Genomic DNA, 18,116 nt, shown 5'->3' with positions numbered 1-18,116 from the left:
CTTAGCTTAGAAAATATACCCAAATAGGTAAAGAAATAAAGGCAAAAACTATACCAAAAGCCACAGAACTAACTGCTAAATTTGTATCAAGTTTTGCTTTCATAATCATAGCTGCAACCATTGTCATAGTAGGCATAGCTGATTCAAGTAAAGCGATGATAGAGCTAGGATTTAATGTGAAATTTAAAAGCTTTAAAAACACTAAAAAGATTAAAGGTGTGAGTATCATTTTGCCAAAAATGACTATTATAGTTGCTTTATAAGAAGTTTTTATACTTAAAAAGCCTAAATTTAAACCTATGGCAAAAAGCGCTATAGGTGTGGCACTAGCTCCAAGCATACGCAAAGGTTCAAAGATAAAACCAGGAAGTGTAGTAAACTTAAAACAAAGTCCTAAAATCAAAGCAACAAAAGGTGGAAAAGTAAAAACTTTTTTAAGATTTTGTAAAAAGCTTACTTTTTGCTCACTAGCTAAAGAGATGATAAAGGGAGCAAGTAAAGCTACAGGTAAAGAAGTAGCAAGTGCATCATAAAGGATAATCTCGCCTAAAAAATGAGGATTTTGATAAATTCCACTAATGATAGGTATACCTACAAATAAAGTATTTCCAAAGCTAGAAAGTAAAAAAATACTTACAAGGGTGCTTTTGCTAAATTTAAAACAAAGAGCTAAAAATACACAACATAATGCTGAAACAATAGCACAGCCCAACCCAAGCAATATAATAGCAATCAAAGAAAAATCAAAATTTAAATGATAAGCACGCTCAAAAATCAAGCAAGGCAAGGCAAAAATAATAGCAAAATCTAAAAAAGCACGCGCTTGTTTTTGTTTTAAAATTTTGATTTTTTTAGCAAAGTATCCACCAAAAAGTAAGCAAAATATACTAAATAAGGAAGAGAAAATATACATTTTATTCTGCTAAGTTAAAAAGCTTTTGACCAAATTTTGTATGAGTAAATTCCATCCATCTACAAGCACAAATATCAAAAGTTTAAAAGGCATAGAAATCATAACAGGAGGTAGCATCATCATACCCATAGCCATTAATACTGAGCTTACTACCATATCAATAACCAAAAATGGCAAGAAAAGTAAAAAGCCTATTTCAAAAGCAGTTTTAAGTTCGCTTATCATAAAGGCTGGCACTAAAACTGTTAAAGGCACATCATCTATGGTTTTTGGATTTTCTAAATTTCTAATCCTATAAAAAAGCGCTAAGTCTTTTTCCCTAGTGTTTTTTAGCATAAAATCTTTGAAAGGCTTAACACCTTTAGCAAAAGCTTCTTCATAACCTATTTGTTCAGCGATATAGGGTTTTATACCTTCGTTGTATGATTTTGTAGCCACAGGCTCCATAATGAAAAAAGTTAAAATCAAAGCCAAGGTAATTAAAATAGTATTTGGTGGCATAGTTTGAGTGCCAAGGGCTGTTCTTAAAAAAGAAAACACCACAACAAGTCTTAAGAATGAAGTCATTACAAAAATGATAGTAGGCGCAAGAGCTAGTATGGTTAAAACTATGACTATATTTAGGGTTGTTACGAGTTGTTGTGGATTATTTGGCGCACTAAGGCTTAAATTTACAGTTGGTATGGTTGCTTCAGCGCCTAAAAGAGCCAAGCTTGATAAAAATAAAGCTAGTAAAACCCTCAAAATATTTCCTTGGTTGAAATTAAAAGCATTATTTTAACAATTTTACTCTTAAAAGAATAAAAATGATTTTATAAAAAATAATAATTTTTACTTTAGCTTGTTAAAATAAGCAATAATTTTTAAAACAAAGGTAAATTATGAAAATTTCTGTGCTTATTTTGGCTGCTGGACTTGGCACGCGTATGAAATCACAAAATCCAAAAGTACTTCAAAAAATTTGCTCAAAAGCAATGATTTTACATATTTTAAAACAAGCATATAAAATTAGTGATGATGTATGTGTGGTGCTTTCTCATCAAAAAGAAAAGGTTGAACAAGTTGTTTTAGAGCATTTTCCAAATACACGTTTTTTGGAACAAGACTTGCAAAATTTTCCAGGTACTGCAGGGGCTTTAAGGGGCTATGAGAGTAAGCATGAAAAAGTATTGATTTTATGTGGCGATATGCCTTTGGTTAAGGCAGATGATTTAGAAAAAATAGCTTTAAATGAGAGTGATTTTAACGTGGCAGTTTTTGAAGTAAAAGATCCAAAAAGTTATGGAAGAATAGTATTAAAAGAAAATAAAATTCAAAAAATAGTAGAAACAAAAGATGCAAGCAAAGAAGAACTTGCTATAAACATTTGCAATAGCGGTGTTTATGCTATAAAAGCACAAATTATAAAAGAAGTATTGCCTTTGATAAAAAATGATAATAAAGCTAAAGAGTATTATTTAACCGATGCGGTTTATTTAGCAAAAGAAAAGGGCTATGAAATCGATGCAGTGTTTGTAAATGAACAAGATTTTATGGGGGTAAATGATAAAATTGAGCTTTGTCTAGCTCAAGATCTTATGCAAGAAGCTATTAAAAAAGAATGGATGAAGCAAGGAGTGATTTTTCATATGCCTGCGACGACTTTTATTTCAGATGAAGTTGAGTTTGTAGGCGAGTGTGAAGTGTATGAAAATGTGCGTATAGAAGGAAAATCAAAAATCATTAATTCTATCATTAAAAGTTCAAGTGTGATTGAAGATAGTATAGTAGAAAATAGCGATGTAGGGCCTTTAGCGCATTTGCGTCCAAAATGTCAGCTCAAAAATACCCATATAGGAAATTTTGTAGAATGTAAAAATGCTTTATTGAATGGAGTTAAAGCAGGGCATTTGAGTTATTTAGGGGATTGTGAAATAGATGAGGGAACTAATATAGGTTGTGGTACTATCACTTGTAATTATGATGGGGTTAAAAAACATAAAACTAAAATAGGTAAAAATGTTTTTGTGGGTTCAGATACGCAGTTTATTGCTCCGGTTGAGATAAAAGATGAGGTAATCATCGCAGCAGGAAGCACCGTGTGTAAGGATGTAGAAAAAGGTTCTTTGTATATTAATAGAGCAAAGACGCAAATTATAGAAGATTTTTACTATAAAAAACTAGGTAAAAAATGAAAACAATTTTACTAGCAGTAAGTGGAAGTATAGCTTTTTATAAAGCTTATGAGCTTATTTCTTTATTAAAAAAAGAAGGTTTTAGGGTTAAAGTTTTGTTAAGTCAGGGAGTTTTGAAATTTGGTACTAAACTTAGCTTTGAAGCCTTAGTGGATGAAATTTTATGTGAAGATAATGAAAGTTGGCAAAATACTAATAATCATATAGCCTTTAGTAAGACTTGTGATTGTGTGCTTTTTGCGCCTGCTAGTATAAATTCTATTAATAAGCTAAACTATGGTATAGCGGATAATTTATTTATTCAAACTTTAATAGCAGTAGATAAAAATAAACCATTTTTAATCGCACCTGCTGCAAATACAAACATGTATTTACATTTTAGTACTCAAAATTCTTTAAAAAATTTAAAAGAACAAGGTTATATTATCATTGATCCTATAGTTAAAACCCTAGCTTGTAAAGATGAGGGTTTGGGAGCTTTAGCTGAGCTTGATAGCATTATAAATACTTTAAAAAGAAGCTTAATGCAAGAAGATTTTTTTAAAGATAAAAGTTTTGTTATAAGCGGTGGTGGAACTAAAGAAAAAATTGATGATGTAAGATGTATTAGTAATTTTTCAAGTGGAAAAATGGCAAAGGCGGTTGCTGATGCTTTATATTTTTTAGGTGCTAAGGTGGTGCTAGTTAGCTCAGTAGAGTTTAAAACACCTTATAAATTAGAAAAATTTGAATCTTCTTTAGAACTAAAAGAAAAATTGCAAAAATACAAAGATTTTGATGCTTTAATTATGGCTGCTGCTGTGAGTGATTTTACTCTAAAAGCCTACAAGGGTAAGATTAAGAAAGATGAGCATTTAAACGGACTTGATTTAAAATTAAAGCTTAATGAGGATATCTTAAAAAATTTAGATTTTAAAGGTAAAAAAATAGGCTTTAAAATGGAATTTGATGAGCAAAATGCTTTAGAAAATGCTAAAAAATCTTTAGTTAGTAAAAATTTAGATATGGTGTGTTTAAATGTCTTAAATGAGCAAATGAACTTTGGAAGTGATGAAAATAGCATTTGTTTTATCACTAAAGATAGCATTTCTCAAAGTTCTAAACAAAGCAAAGAAAAACTTGGCTTTATTTTAGCGCAAGAATTAAGGAAACTTTGGTGAATATTATCAATTCAACCTTACCTGTAAGAATGCAAATTTTAGAAAAACGCGCATATAATCGCTATGTATTGCTTTTAAATACTAAAAAGCTTGAAACAAAAAGTATGATAGAGCTTGAAGTAGGGGAGGAGTACTTAGCTGAAGTTTATGAAGATAAGGGTGTGATTTCTTTTAAAAATCTTTTGAAAAAACCTAAAATTAGACTTTTTGAAGAGGGAACTGAACTTATAGAAAAGCTTTTACAAGAGGGTGATGAAAAAGCTTGGTATAAAAAATTCATTATCCAAAGACTTATGGAAAGCAAAAGCGCATATGAGTTTGAAATTTATAAGGAAATGTTTTTTGCATTTTTTGAAGGAATTTATCATATACCTTTTGTTTATGAGGGAAATAGGGCTTTGTTTGAAGCTAAGAAAAATGGAAATATTTTAGAAGTGTATTTGTATTTTGAAATTTTTGGTGCTTTAAAAATTATAATTGATAATGGTAAAATCACACGTATACAAACACCTTTTGCCAAAGTAGCACATTTTTTAAACGAGTATTTTAAATTCGAAGTAGTTAATACGCTTAATCCTATGTTTGTTTTTAAAAGATTGATGGATATAAAGGGATAGAATGAATGAGTTAAAACATCTTGCTGTGGTAATGGATGGCAATAGAAGATGGGCTAGAAAAAATGGACTTTTAGAAAAAATTGGCTATAGTCAAGGTGCTAAAGTTGTTGAAAAAATCATAGAAGTGTGCATAGATGAAAAAATTCAAAATCTAACCCTTTATGCTTTTAGTACAGAAAATTGGCAAAGACCAAAAGAAGAAGTGGAGTTTCTTTTTAAGCTATTAAATAAATATCTTGATGAGTCTTTGAATAAATTTATAGCCAATGAAGTGCGTTTTAAAGCCATAGGAAATTTAAATCTTTTAGATGAATTAACCTTAAAAAAAATACAAAATTTTCAAGAACAAACTAAAAATTACACAAAATTATGCGTTAATTTAGCTATTTCTTACGGAGGTAAGGATGAAATAGTTAGAGCGGTTAAAAAGGTGATTGAAAAAAATCTTGAAATTAATGAAGCAAATATACAAGCAAATCTTGACTTAAGCGAGGATGTGGATTTGTTTTTAAGGGTAGGGAGCGCTAAAAGAATTTCAAATTTTTTATTATGGCAGTCAAGTTATGCAGAAATTTATTTTAGTCAAACCTTATTTCCTGCACTTACTAAAAAAGAAATCGCAAATATTATTACTGAGTTTAAAAAACGCAAAAGAACCTTTGGTAAATGATAATTTTCTTTTTATTACTAGGACTTAGTGTAGGTTCTTTTGTCAATGTTTTGATTTTAAGAACGATTAATAAAGAAAGCATAATAAGTCCAAGATCAAAATGCTCTAAGTGTCTTAAAACTTTGAAATTTTATCATCTTTTTCCTTTGTTATCTTTTGTATTTTTAAAAGGCAAATGTGCTTTTTGTAAGGAAAAAATTTCTTTGATTTATCCTTTTAATGAATTTCTTTGCGCGTGTTTGTTTGTCTTTGCTTTTTATTTAATTGAAGATCTTTTTCAAATTTTAATTTTTGCTTGTATGCTAGCTATATTTTTAGCACTTTCTTGGATGGATTATTATCTAAAAGCAGTGAGTGAGCTTTGGCTTTGGATTTTATTTATTTTGGCTTTTTGTTTTGATTTTTTACAAAATGGTTTAAATTTAGAGGATTTTCAAGATAGCTTTTTATTTCGAGTGTGTTTTGGGGCGGGGTTAATTTTCATACTAAAAAGTGTGATTAATTTTATTAAAAATTTTAAAAAAAGAGATGAAATTTTAGAAAGTTTAGGGGAAGGTGATGTTATAATAATAGCTTTGATTTTTGGAATTTTTGACTATGAAAAAGGCTTTTTGATTTTATTTATTGCAAGTTTTTTAAGTCTTTTGATGTTTATAAAAATAGCCAAGAAAGATTATCAAATGCCTATGATTCCTTTTTTATTTTGCGGAATTTTGATTAATCTAAGTGTAGAAAGTATATTATGAAACTAGTTTATAAGTATTTGCTTAATCAGTTTTTAAACACAATGTTGTCTTTATTTTTTACTTTATTTATTATTGTTTCGATTATATTTTTTATACAACTTGCTAAAATTACTGCTTATATTGAAATTACTTTTTTTGAATTAATCAAATTATATATTTTTCTTTTACCAAAGATATTAATTTTTACTCTACCTATATCTTTTTTCATAGCTTTAACTTTAGCCTTTTATAGGCTTTCTAGAGAAAATGAAAGCACGGTGTTGTTTGCTTTGAGTATAGCTCCAAGCATGATAGCAAGTTTTTTTGCAAAAATTGCAGCTTTAGTAAGTGCTTTTATGCTTTTGGTGGTTTTGGTTTTTATACCTATATCTTTTGAACTTTTTGATAATTTTGTAGATTATAAAAAAATTAGCGCCAAAGTAAGCATAAAAACAGGGGAATTTGGACAAAGATATGGAGAATGGCTTGTTTTTATTGATGCTAAAAATTCTGATGAAACTTATAAAAATATCATAATGTATCATCCAAAGAAAAACCTACAAGATAAAGAACAAGTGATTTTAGCCAAAGAAGGAAAGTTAGAAACCAATGATGGAGTTATTACTTTTAAGCTAGATGAGGGAAAAGCTTATGAGATTAAAGAAGAAGATTGGCATATTTCTAGTTTTAAAAATTTATTAATTAAAAGCAAGCTTTCTTCTAAAGAATTAAATACTCAAAGTTTTTATGGGTATTGGTCTGATGTAACAAGTAATAAAGAAAAAGCAAAAGAATTTGTTATTTATATTCTTATAGCTTTATTTCCTTTGGCTAGTGTGCTTTTTGCACTCTCTTTTGGTATAGTAACTTATCGTTATGAAAAAGGTTTTGCTTATTTTGGAATTTTTGTGATTATTTTTGCTTATTTTACGCTTTTGATTAGTTTTTACAATCCTCCTTTTGTAGCTATTGCTGTGATTTTTTCAAGCTTTTTAATTACTTCTTTGTTTTATTTTAAAGCGAAAATTGCAAGTAAGTATTAATGCTTTTAAAATTAACTTTTTCTTATGATGGTTCTAAATTTCAAGGTTCAGCTACCCAGCCACATAAGCTTAGTGTCCAAGATACCTTAGCACAAGTCTTGTCGCATTTGGGTATTTATGAAAAGCCTTTATTTGCTTCAAGAACTGATAAAGGTGTGCATGCATTTAATGCAGTTGCTTGTGTTAAAGCGGGAGAACATTTTAAAGATTTTGTATATTTAAAAAATAAAATCAATCATTTTGCGCACCCATTTATACATATAAAGCATATCCAAAGAATGCAAGAAAATTTCCAAGTGCGTTTTGATGTGCAAAAAAGAGCATATCGCTATATTATAAGTCATGAAAAATATAATCCTTTTTTAGCCTCTTATGTGCATTTTTATCCAAAAATAAATATTAAATTAGCTAAGGAAATTGCTTTTTTATTTGAAGGAGAGCATGATTTTAAACTCTTTCAAAAAGAAGGTTCTGATAATAAAACAAGTACAAGAAAAATGTATAAAACTAGAGTTTATGCTTATAAAAATTACACTGTGTTTTATTTTGAAGCAAATGGTTTTTTAAGATCACAAATTAGAATGATGATGGCAAGTATTTTAAAAGTATTAGAAGGAAAAATGAGCCAAAATGAGCTTTTAGAGCAAATCAACACTAAAAAAGCTCATTGTAGATTTTTAGCTCCTGCTAGTGGTTTGTATTTGAGTAAGATTTCTTATTATAATAATGCATGATTTTTTTATGTATAAAAAATGAAAAAAGAATAATCAAAGTCCCTATGCAAAAAGGTAGTAGCTCTACATCTACTCCAAAAATACTCATATTGATAAAAATACTTATAGGTATAATGGCATTATTCATCAAGGCTAAAACTCCACTATCTACTTCAGTAGAGCCTTTATTCCATAAAAAATATCCAAGTCCTGAGGCAATAGTCCCAAGATAAATTAAGGCTATCCAAGAGCTTAAATTAGATGGTAAATTATTATAATCTCCAAAAAATAAAAATGCAGGTAAGGTTATACTGGTTGCGCCTAGATAAAAATAAGCAAAAGCTTCTTTTTGACTTAAATTTGTATTTTTTTCTAATAAAATTTTATAAAAACTTTGTCCAGCTCCAAATACTAAATTAGCCCCTTGAATAAGTAACAAGCCATATAAAAAATTAGAGTTAATATTATCAAATTTAACTACAAAAGCACCCATAATGCATATAAAAATACTTATAAAATATAAATATCTAAGATTTTTTGAAAAAAGTCCATAAAAAAGCACAACATAAAAAGGTGTAAAAATCGTAAAAAGTGCTACTTCGCTTACACTTAAATATAAAAAAGAATGATAATAAAATAAATTCATTATGCCAAGTTGTAAAGCCCCAATGCTTATGAGTTTTAGTTTTAAATACAAATCTAGCTTAAAATTTAAAAAAGGTAAAAATACCAATAAAGACAAAAAAACTTTTGCAAATGCTGCAAAAAAACTATCCATTTCTAAGGTGATAAAATGCCCAATTAATGGAAAAGAAAAAGCCCAAATAAAACTTGCTAATAATAAACTTGGCATTTTAAAGTACGTCTTCTAATTTAAGTAAAGCTTCTTTGATAAATAAACCACCATTATATCCACCTAAGTGGTTTTTAGCTACCACTCTATGGCAAGGTATAAAAATTGCAAGTTTATTTTTAGAATTTGCATTACCTACTGCTCTAAAAGCTTTTGGGTGATTGATAAAAGAAGCAATTTCTTGATAAGTTTTAGTTTGCCCATAAGGAATTTTTATCAAAGCTTTATATACCTTTTGTTCAAATTCGCTTCCCCAAAGAGTTAGAGGAGTGTTAAAAGCAAAAAGCTTTTTGTTAAAATAAAGGTCTAGCTCTTCTAAGGCTTGTTCTAAAACAGAGTGCTTGTCTTTGGTAAAATCAGGCTTGTATATAGTAAAATCAACATTAACAAGCTTATCTTTATCACTTTGTAAAAGAATATAAGCAAAACTAGCTTTATAAAAACTTTGATACATATTTTTCCTTATTTTAAAAGCAAGCATTGTATGAATTTTAAATTAATTAATTGTTATTAAAGCAAAAATTTAGTTAAAATAGTGATTTAATTTATATTCAAGGAAAATATTTGAAGATTTTATTATTTAGTTTGATTATAAGTTTAAATGCTTTAGCTTTGGATTATACTTGTGAGTATGTTAAGGAAAATAAGGCTGATTTTTTCAAAGAATTTGAGCCAAAAAATACACAAGATTTTGCTCAAGTGGATTTAAATTGTGCTTTTTCTTTAAAAAACCATCAAATCACAAAAAGATTATATGAGCTTGCTAATGAAATTAGAGGAAGCAATAGTGCTTGTATGGGTGGGGAATATTTTAGTGATTTGAGAAAATTTGATTTTAAATTATTAGAAATTGCACTTGATCCACAAGGCTATCAAAAGACTTTACAAGATCCTATAATACTTGAAGAAAAATTTGCAAAATTAAAAGCGTATTTTAGATTTTGGGCTTATCAAAGCATTGGAAATTTTAAACTTTTTAAGGAATTTTGGAAAGAATATAACAATGCGATTAATCCTCTAACAAGATATTTTCAAAAGGAATTTAATTTAGATAAAGCAAGTGCTATTTATTTTGCTAGTAATGCTTTGAATGAATTTTTAAATTGGGCAGTTGGTGAGACTAAAATCTTTAAAGATATTTCAGATTTTGAAAAATTTGTAGCTAATAGAAATAATTCTTTAGAGCAGATTAAAGAGTATATTTATACTAAAAAAATTAGTAATTTGGAATTAAACAATGGTTTTAAATCAGCCTTGTTAAATAATAGAGAAAGTGAGATTATAAGAGAATTTATTAAATTAGGTGTAAAAATAAATGAAGGTTATGAGTCTGCTTTATTTTTTGCACTAGATGATGCAGAAAACGTTAAGCTTTTGCTTGAAAATGAAGCGGTGGTTGATTATAAAAATTCTTTTGGGAAAACACCTTTGTTTTATGCTGTTGAATATAACAACTATAAAGTTGCCAAGATTTTGCTTGAAAATGGTGCAAATGTAAATCAAAAATACATTAATGATAATGAAAAACTTTCTATTGCCAGTATGGGAAGTAATACACCATATTTTATCACCTTATGTGCGCTTGAGCATACTTCTAAAAATATCTTTATGCATGGGGCAAATTATGCAGACGTAAAAATGCTTAAGTTGCTTATAGATTACAAAGCTAATTATAAAGAAATAGATGATTTAGGGTTTAATGCTCTTGATTTTGCCATCATTGCAAAAAAAGAAGAAAATATTAAATTTTTAAAAAAACTTGGTTTAAAAGAAAATGAAAATTTGATGTTATATGAAGAGGCGCAACCATGAAAATTGCTTTAATAACAGGGGTAAGCTCAGGCTTTGGACTAGAAAGTTTAAAAGCTTTGATAGAGCTTGATTATAAGGTTATAGCCATAGCAAGACGCAAAGAAAGATTAGAAAAACTACAAGAGCTTTATGGGGATAAAATTTATCCTATTGTGCTTGATGTTAGGGATAAACAAGCAGTTTTTACAGCAATTGAAAATTTACCTCAAGATTTACAAAATATTTCTTTGCTTGTTAATAATGCAGGTCTTGCTTTGGGTTTAAATGAGTTTGATTCTTTGGATATTGAAGATATTGAAGCCATGGTGGACACTAATATCAAAGGTTTTTTATACATAGCAAGAGCTACTTTACCTTTACTTAGAAAGGCAAAAAATGCTCATGTGATTAATCTTGGTTCAATTGCGGCAAATGTGCCTTATTATGGAGGTAATGTTTATTGTGGTACGAAAGCTTTTGTGGCGCAATTTTCTAAAGCTTTAAGAACGGATTTGCGCGGAAGCAATATAAAAGTAACAAATATCGCTCCAGGGCTTTGTAAAACTGAATTTAGTGAAGTGAGGTTTAAAGGTGATATTAAAAAGGCTGATGAGGTTTATGAAAATACTAAATATATTAAAGCTGAAGATATAGCAAAAATTATTACTTTTATTATTAGCTTGCCTGAGCATATTAATATTAACGAAATTGAACTTATGCCTGTAACTCAAACATGGGCAGGAACTTTTAGCGAAAAAATATAAAAACTTAAGGAAAAATATGAAAATTTTTTATTTATTATTGGCTCCTTTATTGTTATTTGCCGATGCACAAGCAAATGCAGAACTTTTTGGAGTTTGGACGCTTTTGCCACCGGTAATAGCTATTATTTTAGCTTTTATTACTAAAGATGTAGTGCTTTCGTTGTTTATTGGTGCATTAAGTGGTACTTTTATGCTAGGACTTATCGAAAATAGTATTTATCATGCTATCATAGCTTCTTTTACAGGCTTTATTTCTAAAGTGGTAAATGCTATGGCAAGTCCTGGTAATGCAGGAATTTTATTGCAAGTTTTAACTATAGGTGGTGTTGTAGCTCTTATTACCAAAACAGGGGGTACTAAAGCTGTGGCTGTTTGGCTTTCTACTAAAGCTAAGCAGGCAAAAAGCTCACAATTTGCTACTTGGTGTATGGGGATTTTTATTTTCTTTGATGATTATGCTAATTCATTAATCGTAGGTCCTATCATGCGTCCAGTGACAGATAAATTTAGAGTAAGCCGTGAAAAACTTGCCTTTATTATGGATGCAACTGCAGCGCCAATTACTGGTCTTGCTATCATTTCTACTTGGATAGGACTTGAAATTTCTTTAATTCGTAGTGGATATGATCTAATCGATAATGCAACTTTTGCACATTTAGGTATAGTAAAAGAAGAAATCAATGCTTTTGAAATCTTTGTACAAACCTTACCTTATAGATTTTATAATCTTTTTATGTTGATTTTTGTTATTTTAACTATTTATACAGGTAGAGAATTTGGACCTATGTTAAAAGCTGAGCTTAGAGCTAGAGCGGGTAAATTTTCTCATGGTCATGAGCAAATTGATAATATAGAAGATAAGGTTTTAGAGCCAAAAGAGCATGTAAAATTACAAGCTTCTAATGCTATTATACCTTTAGCTGTTTTGATTGTATTTTCATTTATAGGTTTTTATTTTAGTGGTTATAATGCTCTAGATGATGCGAGTATTAAAGCACAAATTGATGCAGCACCGCTTAGTTTATTTGCTTTTAGAGAAACTTTTGGCGCAGCTGATGCTTCTGTTGTATTATTTCAAGCAGCACTTTTAGCTACCATAGTAGCTATTATTTTAGGAATGTATAGAAAAATATTTACTTTAAAAGAAGCTATTGCAGTTTGGACTCATGGTTGGAGAACTATGATTATGACTGTGATTATTTTACTTTGTGCGTGGTCGTTAGCTTCTGTGATTAAGGATTTAGGAACTTCTAAATATTTAATTGATTTATTTTCAGATAAAACACCTATTTACTTACTTCCTACGGCAATTTTTATTTTTGCTTCTATTATTTCTTTTTCAACAGGAACTAGTTATGGGACTATGGGTATTTTAATGCCTTTAGCTATTCCTTTAGCTATGGCTGTTGGTGTTCATAATGAATTAAGTGGAGTAGAGTTGCACCAATATATGATTATTAATATTTCAGGGGTTTTAACAGGAGCTATTTTTGGAGATCATTGCTCGCCAATTTCTGATACTACGATACTTTCATCTATGGGAAGTAAGTGCGATCTTTTAGCTCATGTTAGCACGCAAATGCCTTATGCTTTGAGTGTTTGTGCTATTAGTATACTTTGTGGTTATTTACCGGTAGCACTAGGACTTAATGTATGGCTTGGACTTGTTTTTGGAATCTTAGCTATGATAGCTTTACTTTTTGTAGTTGGTAAAAAGGTAGATGCATAGATGCATTTTGAAGAAAAAATTGCTTTAAATAAAGCATTGTTTTCTTCTTTATATGATAAAGAAATTCAGTGCTTTAAATCACCTTTAAAAGCTTATAGAACTAGGGCAGAATTTTCTATATATCATCATGAAAATGGGGAAATTTCTTATGCAATGTTTGAAAATAAGAAAAAAATTCCTATTGAAAAATTTGATATAGCAGATGAAAAAATTCAAAAACATATGCCTATTTTATTAAATAATCTAAATGAAAATTTAAAACATAAACTTTTTGGAGTAGAGTTTTTAGCTACAAAATTAGATTTAAGTGTAACTTTACTTTTCCATAAAAATATAGAGCTAATTGCACAAGATTTGCAACAATTAGCAGAAAAATTAAATCTCAAACTCATAGCAAGAAGCAGGGGTAAAAAACTCGTATTTAATGGGGAGAATTTAAGACAAGCTTTAAAAATCAATACAAATGAATTTTTATATGAGTTTAATAATGATTGTTTTATCCAGCCTAATACTTTTATCAATGAAAAGATGATTGAATGGGTTATATCTTGTATTGGAAGTGATTTTAAACAAGATTTATTAGAGCTTTATTGTGGTTATGGAAATTTTACCATAGCTTTAGCAAGAAATTTTAACAAAGTTTTAGCAACTGAAATTTCTAAAAAAAATATAGAATTTGCTTTAAAAAATTGTGTTTTAAATTCTATTGAAAATATAGCTTTTACAAGGCTTTCTAGTGAAGAGTTAAGTCAAGCTTTGAAAAAAGAAAGAGAATTTAACCGCTTAAAGGGTATAGATTTAGATAGCTTTAAAATATCTCATGTCTTAGTTGATCCTCCAAGAGCAGGGCTTGATCTAAGTGTGATCGAGCTTATTAAAAATTATGAAAATATCATTTATATTTCGTGCAATCCTATCACTTTAAAAGAAAATCTTGAAATCTTATGTCAAAGTCATGAAATTTTAAATTTAGCCTTTTTTGATCAATTTGCTAATACTCCTCATCTTGAATGTGGGGTACATTTAAGAAAAAAAGCTTAGTATAAGTTAGAATTTATACAAGCTTTGTTATTATAAAAATAGTTGATTTAATCAATTAATTTTTATAAAGGATTTCTTATTTTATTTCAAAAAATTACTTATACAAATAGAAAAATACTCTATCAAGTCAATGAAATTTTAAAACCCTTTGGACTAAAATCAAGTGATTGGAGGGTTTTTGTATATTTAAATCAGCATGATTGTAGCACTTTAGCTCCAATATGTGAGTTTTATCAGATGGATAAAGCTATACTTTCTAGAGTTGTTTCTAAATTAGCAAAACTTGAATATATAGAGTTTTTAAAAGCAGATGATAAAAGGGAAAAAATCATTACTTTAAGTGCTAAAGGTAAAGAAATTTTTTTAGATGCAAATGCCTATATAAGAAAATATGAAAGAAAGATTTTAGATATCTTAGATGTAAAAGATCAAGAAAGACTTTTAAAATTACTTGATTATATCAATGAGAAAATTTAAAAGGTTTTTTCATGGGACTAAGTAAAAAATATAATTTATTTAATGTAAATTTTTTCTGTATTTTTGGGATAAATTTTGCTATTTGTCTTGTTTTTTATATGAGTACTATTTCTAGTACAGATTATGTTTTAGGTGTTTTAAATCTTCAAACTAGTACCGCAGGTCTTATCATGGGAGCTTTTGTTATAGGTGCTTTGCTTTCTAGACTTTATTTTGGTTCTATAATCGATGATGTTAATATAAAAAAGGTTATAGTATTTTCGCTTTTGTTTTATCTTTTTATTAATTTAATGTATTTGAAATTTTATAATGTATATTTTTTAATTTTGATACGCTTTTTAGCAGGGGTTTGTTATGGAATTTGTTCTTGTGCTTGTGGGGCAGCTATTGCTAGGATAATACCTAGCAATAAAAGAGGAGTTGGTATAGGATATTATGCCACAAGCGTTGTTTTAACTTCGGCTTTAGGACCTTTTTTGGCTATAAAACTTGACTCTATCAATCAATTTTGGCTTAGTTTTTTAATAGCTTGTTTGAGTATTGTCTTTGCATTAGTTTTATCTATTTTTTTAAAAGTAAGAAGATTTAAAAAACATCATCATATAAAAAGAAAATTTAGTATTTATAATTATTTTGAAAAATCAGTTTTAAATTTAGCCTTAGCAACCTTTTTGCTTGCATGTCCTTTTGGTGCTATTATAGCTTATATGAGTGCTTATACCCAAAGTTTAAATTTAGCTTTTGCTGGATCTATGTTTTTTGTAATATATGCTGGATTTTCTATGATTTTTAGACCACTTGCTGGTAAAGTGTTTGATAAATATGGTGCTAATATTGTGATGATTTTTTCTTTTTTGAGTTTTATAGTATGTTTGCTTTTGCTTGCTTTTGCATTAAATTTTTATATGATTATTTTAGCTGGAGTTTTTTGTGCGTTAGGTTATGCTAATGCTACTTCAAGTGCTCAAGCTTTAGCTATAAAACTTGCACCTAAAGAAAAAATGGGCTTGGCTAATTCTACATTTTTTATAGCCTTAGATTTTGGTATAGGAGTTAGTCCTTATTTGCTAGGGATTATAGAGCCAAGTATAGGGTTTGCTAATGTTTATGCTTTTTGCACTTTATTAGTTGTAATGGCTTTGATTTTGTATTGTTTATTGGTTGCAAAAAAAGCTTCTTATTAATTTGATTTTAGATACAATGCTTTAAAAAGGAAAAAGCATTGAGTGATAGTCATAAAATACTAAGTACTATGAAAAATATAGCCATCATAGGACTTAGCCCTAATCAAAACAAACCTTCTCATTTTGTAAGTAAATATTTACAAGACTTAGGTTATAAAATTTATCCCATCTATCCTAAAGAAGATTTTATTTTAAATGAAAGAGTTTATAGAAACTTAAAAGAAGTCCCTTTTGAAGTTGATACGGTTGTAATGTTTAGAAAAGCAAGTTTTGCAAATGAAATTTTTGAAGATCTTTTGAGTAAAAAGATTAAAAATTTTTGGATGCAACTTGGCATTATCAATGAAGAAATAATGCAAAAATGTAAAAAATATGGTATAAATTGTGTTCAAGATTGTTGCATTAAAATAGAACTACAAAAAGGATAATCATGGTTGAATTAAATAAAATTTATCAAGCAAAACAAAAAATCGCAGATTTTGTATTAAAAACCCCTTTTGTGCATTCTTCTTTTTTGAGTGAGTTTTTAGAAACTGATGTTTTTTTAAAATGTGAAAATTTGCAAAAAACAGGTGCTTATAAAATCAGAGGAGCTTATAACACAATAGCTAATTTAACTAAAGAACAAAAACAAGCAGGTGTAATAGCTGCAAGCGCAGGAAATCACGCGCAAGGAGTAGCAATTAGTGCTAAAAAATTTGGTATAGAAGCTGTGATTGTTATGCCTGAAGCTACGCCTTTGCTAAAAGTAAGTGCGACTAAAAATTTAGGTGCAAAAGTGATTTTAAAAGGGGATAATTTTGACGAGGCTTATGCTTATGCACTAAATTATGCTAAAGAACATCATTTAAATTTCATTCATCCTTTTGAAAATGAAAGTATTATAGCAGGGCAGGGCACTTTAATGCTTGAAATGCTTGATGAAATAAGTGATTTAGATATGATTTTGGCTCCAGTTGGTGGAGGAGGTTTGATTAGTGGAGTGGCAAGTGCTGCTAAGCAAATTAATCCTGCTATAAAAGTCATTGGAGTGAGTGCTAAGGGAGCTCCTGCTATGTATGAGAGTTTTAAAAGTAAAAAAATAATCAATTCAAAAGCTGTTAGAACTATAGCTGATGGTATAGCAGTACGTGATGTGAATAAAATCAATTTTGACATTATTCTTGAATGTGTTGATGATTTTATTCAAGTTGATGATGAAGAAATAGCTAATGCAGTATTGTATTTGCTTGAAAAGCACAAAATAACAGTTGAAGGAGCAGGAGCATCAGCAGTTGCCGCACTTTTACATAAAAAAATAGATTTAAAAAATCATAAAAAAATTGGCGTGATTTTAAGTGGTGGAAACATTGATGTGCAAATGTTAAATATCATTATAGAGAAAGGCTTGTTTAAAGCTTTTAGAAAAATGCTTATTAATGTTACTTTAGTTGATAAACCAGGGGCTTTGAGTACTTTGAGTGATGCGATCAAAGAAGCTCAAGCTAACATAGTTAAAATTGATTATGATAGATTTTCAACTAAGCTTGACTATGGTGATGCAATGATTTCAATCACTCTAGAAACTAAAGGTAAGGAACATCAAGAATTAGTTAGAAAAATACTTTATGACAAAGGTTTTAATTTTAATGAAATTTTATAATAAATAAAATATAATATTTTATAAATAAAACAACAAGGAAGGCAATGTCGCAAGAAAAAATTTTAGAACCAGATACACTAATAACCTCTAAGACAGATTTAAAAGGGGATATTATCTATGCTAATGATGATTTTTTAAAATACGCAGGTTATAAAATGGAAGAAATTTTATATAAGCCTCACAATATCGTGCGTCATCCTGATATGCCAAGAACGGTTTTTAAATGTTTGTGGGATTATATACAAGATGGAAAAGAAATTTTTGCTTTTGTAAAAAATAAAACTAAACAAAATGATTATTATTGGGTTTTTACTAATGTTACAGCCTCATTTGATGAGCAAGGAAATATTATAAATTATTATTCAGTAAGAAGAAAACCTAAAAGAGAAGCTATACCAACTATAGAACAAGTTTATAAAATTCTTTTAGAAGCAGAAAAGAGTGGTGGTATAAAAGCAGGCGTGGAAGAGCTTATTAGAATAGTTAATTCCTATGGTATGAGTTATAACCAACTAATTTTAGAGCTTCAAAAATGAAAATTAAAAATTTATATTTAAAAAATATTATTATTAAATAAGATAATATTACTCTTTTTAATTTTTAAATTAAGGAGTCAAACT

The 18,116-nt window shown here is 28.7% G+C and carries 20 protein-coding genes; 16 read left to right on the top strand and 4 right to left on the bottom strand.

What is annotated here, in order from left to right:
* Nucleotide 1: 1 nt before the first annotated feature.
* On the bottom strand, nt 2-913 hold the full coding sequence (locus CD56_RS05090) for an AEC family transporter (RefSeq protein ID WP_047208390.1): 912 nt from the start codon (nt 911-913) through the stop codon (nt 2-4).
* A gap of 9 nt (nt 914-922) precedes the next feature.
* Complete coding sequence (fliP, locus tag CD56_RS05085) at nt 923-1,657, bottom strand: flagellar type III secretion system pore protein FliP (RefSeq protein ID WP_039618571.1); 735 nt, start codon at nt 1,655-1,657, stop codon at nt 923-925.
* A 137-nt stretch (nt 1,658-1,794) separates the two neighbouring features.
* On the opposite strand from fliP, the gene glmU reads away from it, so the two are divergent.
* The 7 genes from glmU to truA are packed head-to-tail and all read left to right on the top strand — an operon-like array spanning nt 1,795 to nt 8,036.
* The gene (gene glmU, locus CD56_RS05080; RefSeq protein ID WP_047208389.1) at nt 1,795-3,087 is read left to right on the top strand and encodes a bifunctional UDP-N-acetylglucosamine diphosphorylase/glucosamine-1-phosphate N-acetyltransferase GlmU; all 1,293 of its coding nucleotides are present in this window, start codon (nt 1,795-1,797) and stop codon (nt 3,085-3,087) included.
* Nucleotides 3,084-4,247 (top strand): bifunctional phosphopantothenoylcysteine decarboxylase/phosphopantothenate--cysteine ligase CoaBC, encoded by a 1,164-nt coding sequence (coaBC, locus tag CD56_RS05075; protein ID WP_047208388.1) that lies wholly within the window; start codon nt 3,084-3,086, stop codon nt 4,245-4,247. Before glmU ends, coaBC begins: the two co-directional genes overlap by 4 nt.
* Nucleotides 4,244-4,864 (top strand): hypothetical protein, encoded by a 621-nt coding sequence (locus CD56_RS05070; protein ID WP_047208387.1) that lies wholly within the window; start codon nt 4,244-4,246, stop codon nt 4,862-4,864. Before coaBC ends, CD56_RS05070 begins: the two co-directional genes overlap by 4 nt.
* A 1-nt stretch (nt 4,865) precedes the next feature.
* The gene (gene uppS, locus CD56_RS05065) at nt 4,866-5,534 is read left to right on the top strand and encodes a polyprenyl diphosphate synthase (protein ID WP_039618564.1); all 669 of its coding nucleotides are present in this window, start codon (nt 4,866-4,868) and stop codon (nt 5,532-5,534) included.
* Nucleotides 5,531-6,280 carry a prepilin peptidase gene (locus tag CD56_RS05060; RefSeq protein WP_047208386.1) on the top strand — a complete coding sequence of 250 codons (750 nt, stop codon included), beginning with the start codon at nt 5,531-5,533 and terminating at the stop codon, nt 6,278-6,280. The genes uppS and CD56_RS05060 overlap by 4 nt, the downstream gene beginning before the upstream one ends.
* A complete protein-coding gene (locus CD56_RS05055) occupies nt 6,277-7,302 on the top strand; it encodes an LptF/LptG family permease (protein ID WP_047208385.1) in 1,026 nt (341 codons plus the stop codon). Before CD56_RS05060 ends, CD56_RS05055 begins: the two co-directional genes overlap by 4 nt.
* Nucleotides 7,302-8,036: a tRNA pseudouridine(38-40) synthase TruA gene (gene truA / locus CD56_RS05050; protein WP_047208384.1), complete on the top strand. Its 735-nt coding sequence runs from the start codon at nt 7,302-7,304 to the stop codon at nt 8,034-8,036. Before CD56_RS05055 ends, truA begins: the two co-directional genes overlap by 1 nt.
* Here truA and CD56_RS05045 read toward each other — a convergent pair.
* Nucleotides 7,990-8,868 (bottom strand): EamA family transporter, encoded by an 879-nt coding sequence (locus CD56_RS05045; protein ID WP_039618556.1) that lies wholly within the window; start codon nt 8,866-8,868, stop codon nt 7,990-7,992. The two genes, truA and CD56_RS05045, sit on opposite strands and share 47 nt — an antisense overlap.
* A 1-nt stretch (nt 8,869) precedes the next feature.
* On the bottom strand, nt 8,870-9,322 hold the full coding sequence (locus CD56_RS05040; RefSeq protein ID WP_039618554.1) for an O-6-alkylguanine-DNA/cysteine-protein-methyltransferase: 453 nt from the start codon (nt 9,320-9,322) through the stop codon (nt 8,870-8,872).
* A 110-nt stretch (nt 9,323-9,432) separates the two neighbouring features.
* Between CD56_RS05040 and CD56_RS05035 the strand changes: the two genes are divergently transcribed.
* The 9 genes from CD56_RS05035 (at nt 9,433) to CD56_RS04995 (ending at nt 18,032) form a co-directional block, all read left to right on the top strand.
* A complete protein-coding gene (locus tag CD56_RS05035; RefSeq protein WP_039618552.1) occupies nt 9,433-10,680 on the top strand; it encodes an ankyrin repeat domain-containing protein in 1,248 nt (415 codons plus the stop codon).
* Entirely contained in the window at nt 10,677-11,423 is a 747-nt protein-coding gene (locus CD56_RS05030) for a short-chain dehydrogenase/reductase, subgroup 5 (protein WP_039618550.1), read from the top strand. The genes CD56_RS05035 and CD56_RS05030 overlap by 4 nt, the downstream gene beginning before the upstream one ends.
* 16 nt (nt 11,424-11,439) lie before the next feature.
* Nucleotides 11,440-13,152, top strand: coding sequence for a Na+/H+ antiporter NhaC family protein (locus CD56_RS05025; RefSeq protein ID WP_039628447.1), 1,713 nt, complete (start codon nt 11,440-11,442; stop codon nt 13,150-13,152).
* Nucleotides 13,153-14,193: a tRNA (uridine(54)-C5)-methyltransferase TrmA gene (trmA, locus tag CD56_RS05020; RefSeq protein WP_047208383.1), complete on the top strand. Its 1,041-nt coding sequence runs from the start codon at nt 13,153-13,155 to the stop codon at nt 14,191-14,193.
* Nucleotides 14,194-14,247: 54 nt separating this feature from the next.
* Nucleotides 14,248-14,670, top strand: coding sequence for a MarR family winged helix-turn-helix transcriptional regulator (locus CD56_RS08200; RefSeq protein ID WP_144411989.1), 423 nt, complete (start codon nt 14,248-14,250; stop codon nt 14,668-14,670).
* A gap of 11 nt (nt 14,671-14,681) precedes the next feature.
* Nucleotides 14,682-15,854: an MFS transporter gene (locus CD56_RS05010; RefSeq protein WP_047208382.1), complete on the top strand. Its 1,173-nt coding sequence runs from the start codon at nt 14,682-14,684 to the stop codon at nt 15,852-15,854.
* Nucleotides 15,855-15,922: 68 nt separating this feature from the next.
* On the top strand, nt 15,923-16,282 hold the full coding sequence (locus CD56_RS05005; RefSeq protein WP_047208802.1) for a CoA-binding protein: 360 nt from the start codon (nt 15,923-15,925) through the stop codon (nt 16,280-16,282).
* Nucleotides 16,283-16,284: 2 nt separating this feature from the next.
* Nucleotides 16,285-17,496, top strand: a complete 1,212-nt coding sequence (ilvA, locus tag CD56_RS05000; RefSeq protein ID WP_047208381.1) for a threonine ammonia-lyase — start codon at nt 16,285-16,287, stop codon at nt 17,494-17,496.
* Between the two features lie 44 nt (nt 17,497-17,540).
* Nucleotides 17,541-18,032 (top strand): PAS domain-containing protein, encoded by a 492-nt coding sequence (locus tag CD56_RS04995; RefSeq protein ID WP_047208380.1) that lies wholly within the window; start codon nt 17,541-17,543, stop codon nt 18,030-18,032.
* Nucleotides 18,033-18,116: the final 84 nt, after the last annotated feature.

This window comes from Campylobacter lari, from assembly GCF_001017575.1.
Lineage (GTDB): Bacteria > Campylobacterota > Campylobacteria > Campylobacterales > Campylobacteraceae > Campylobacter_D > Campylobacter_D lari_C.
The sequence above is the reverse complement of the archived record's forward strand: the minus strand, read 5'-3'. Positions and strand labels throughout refer to the sequence as shown.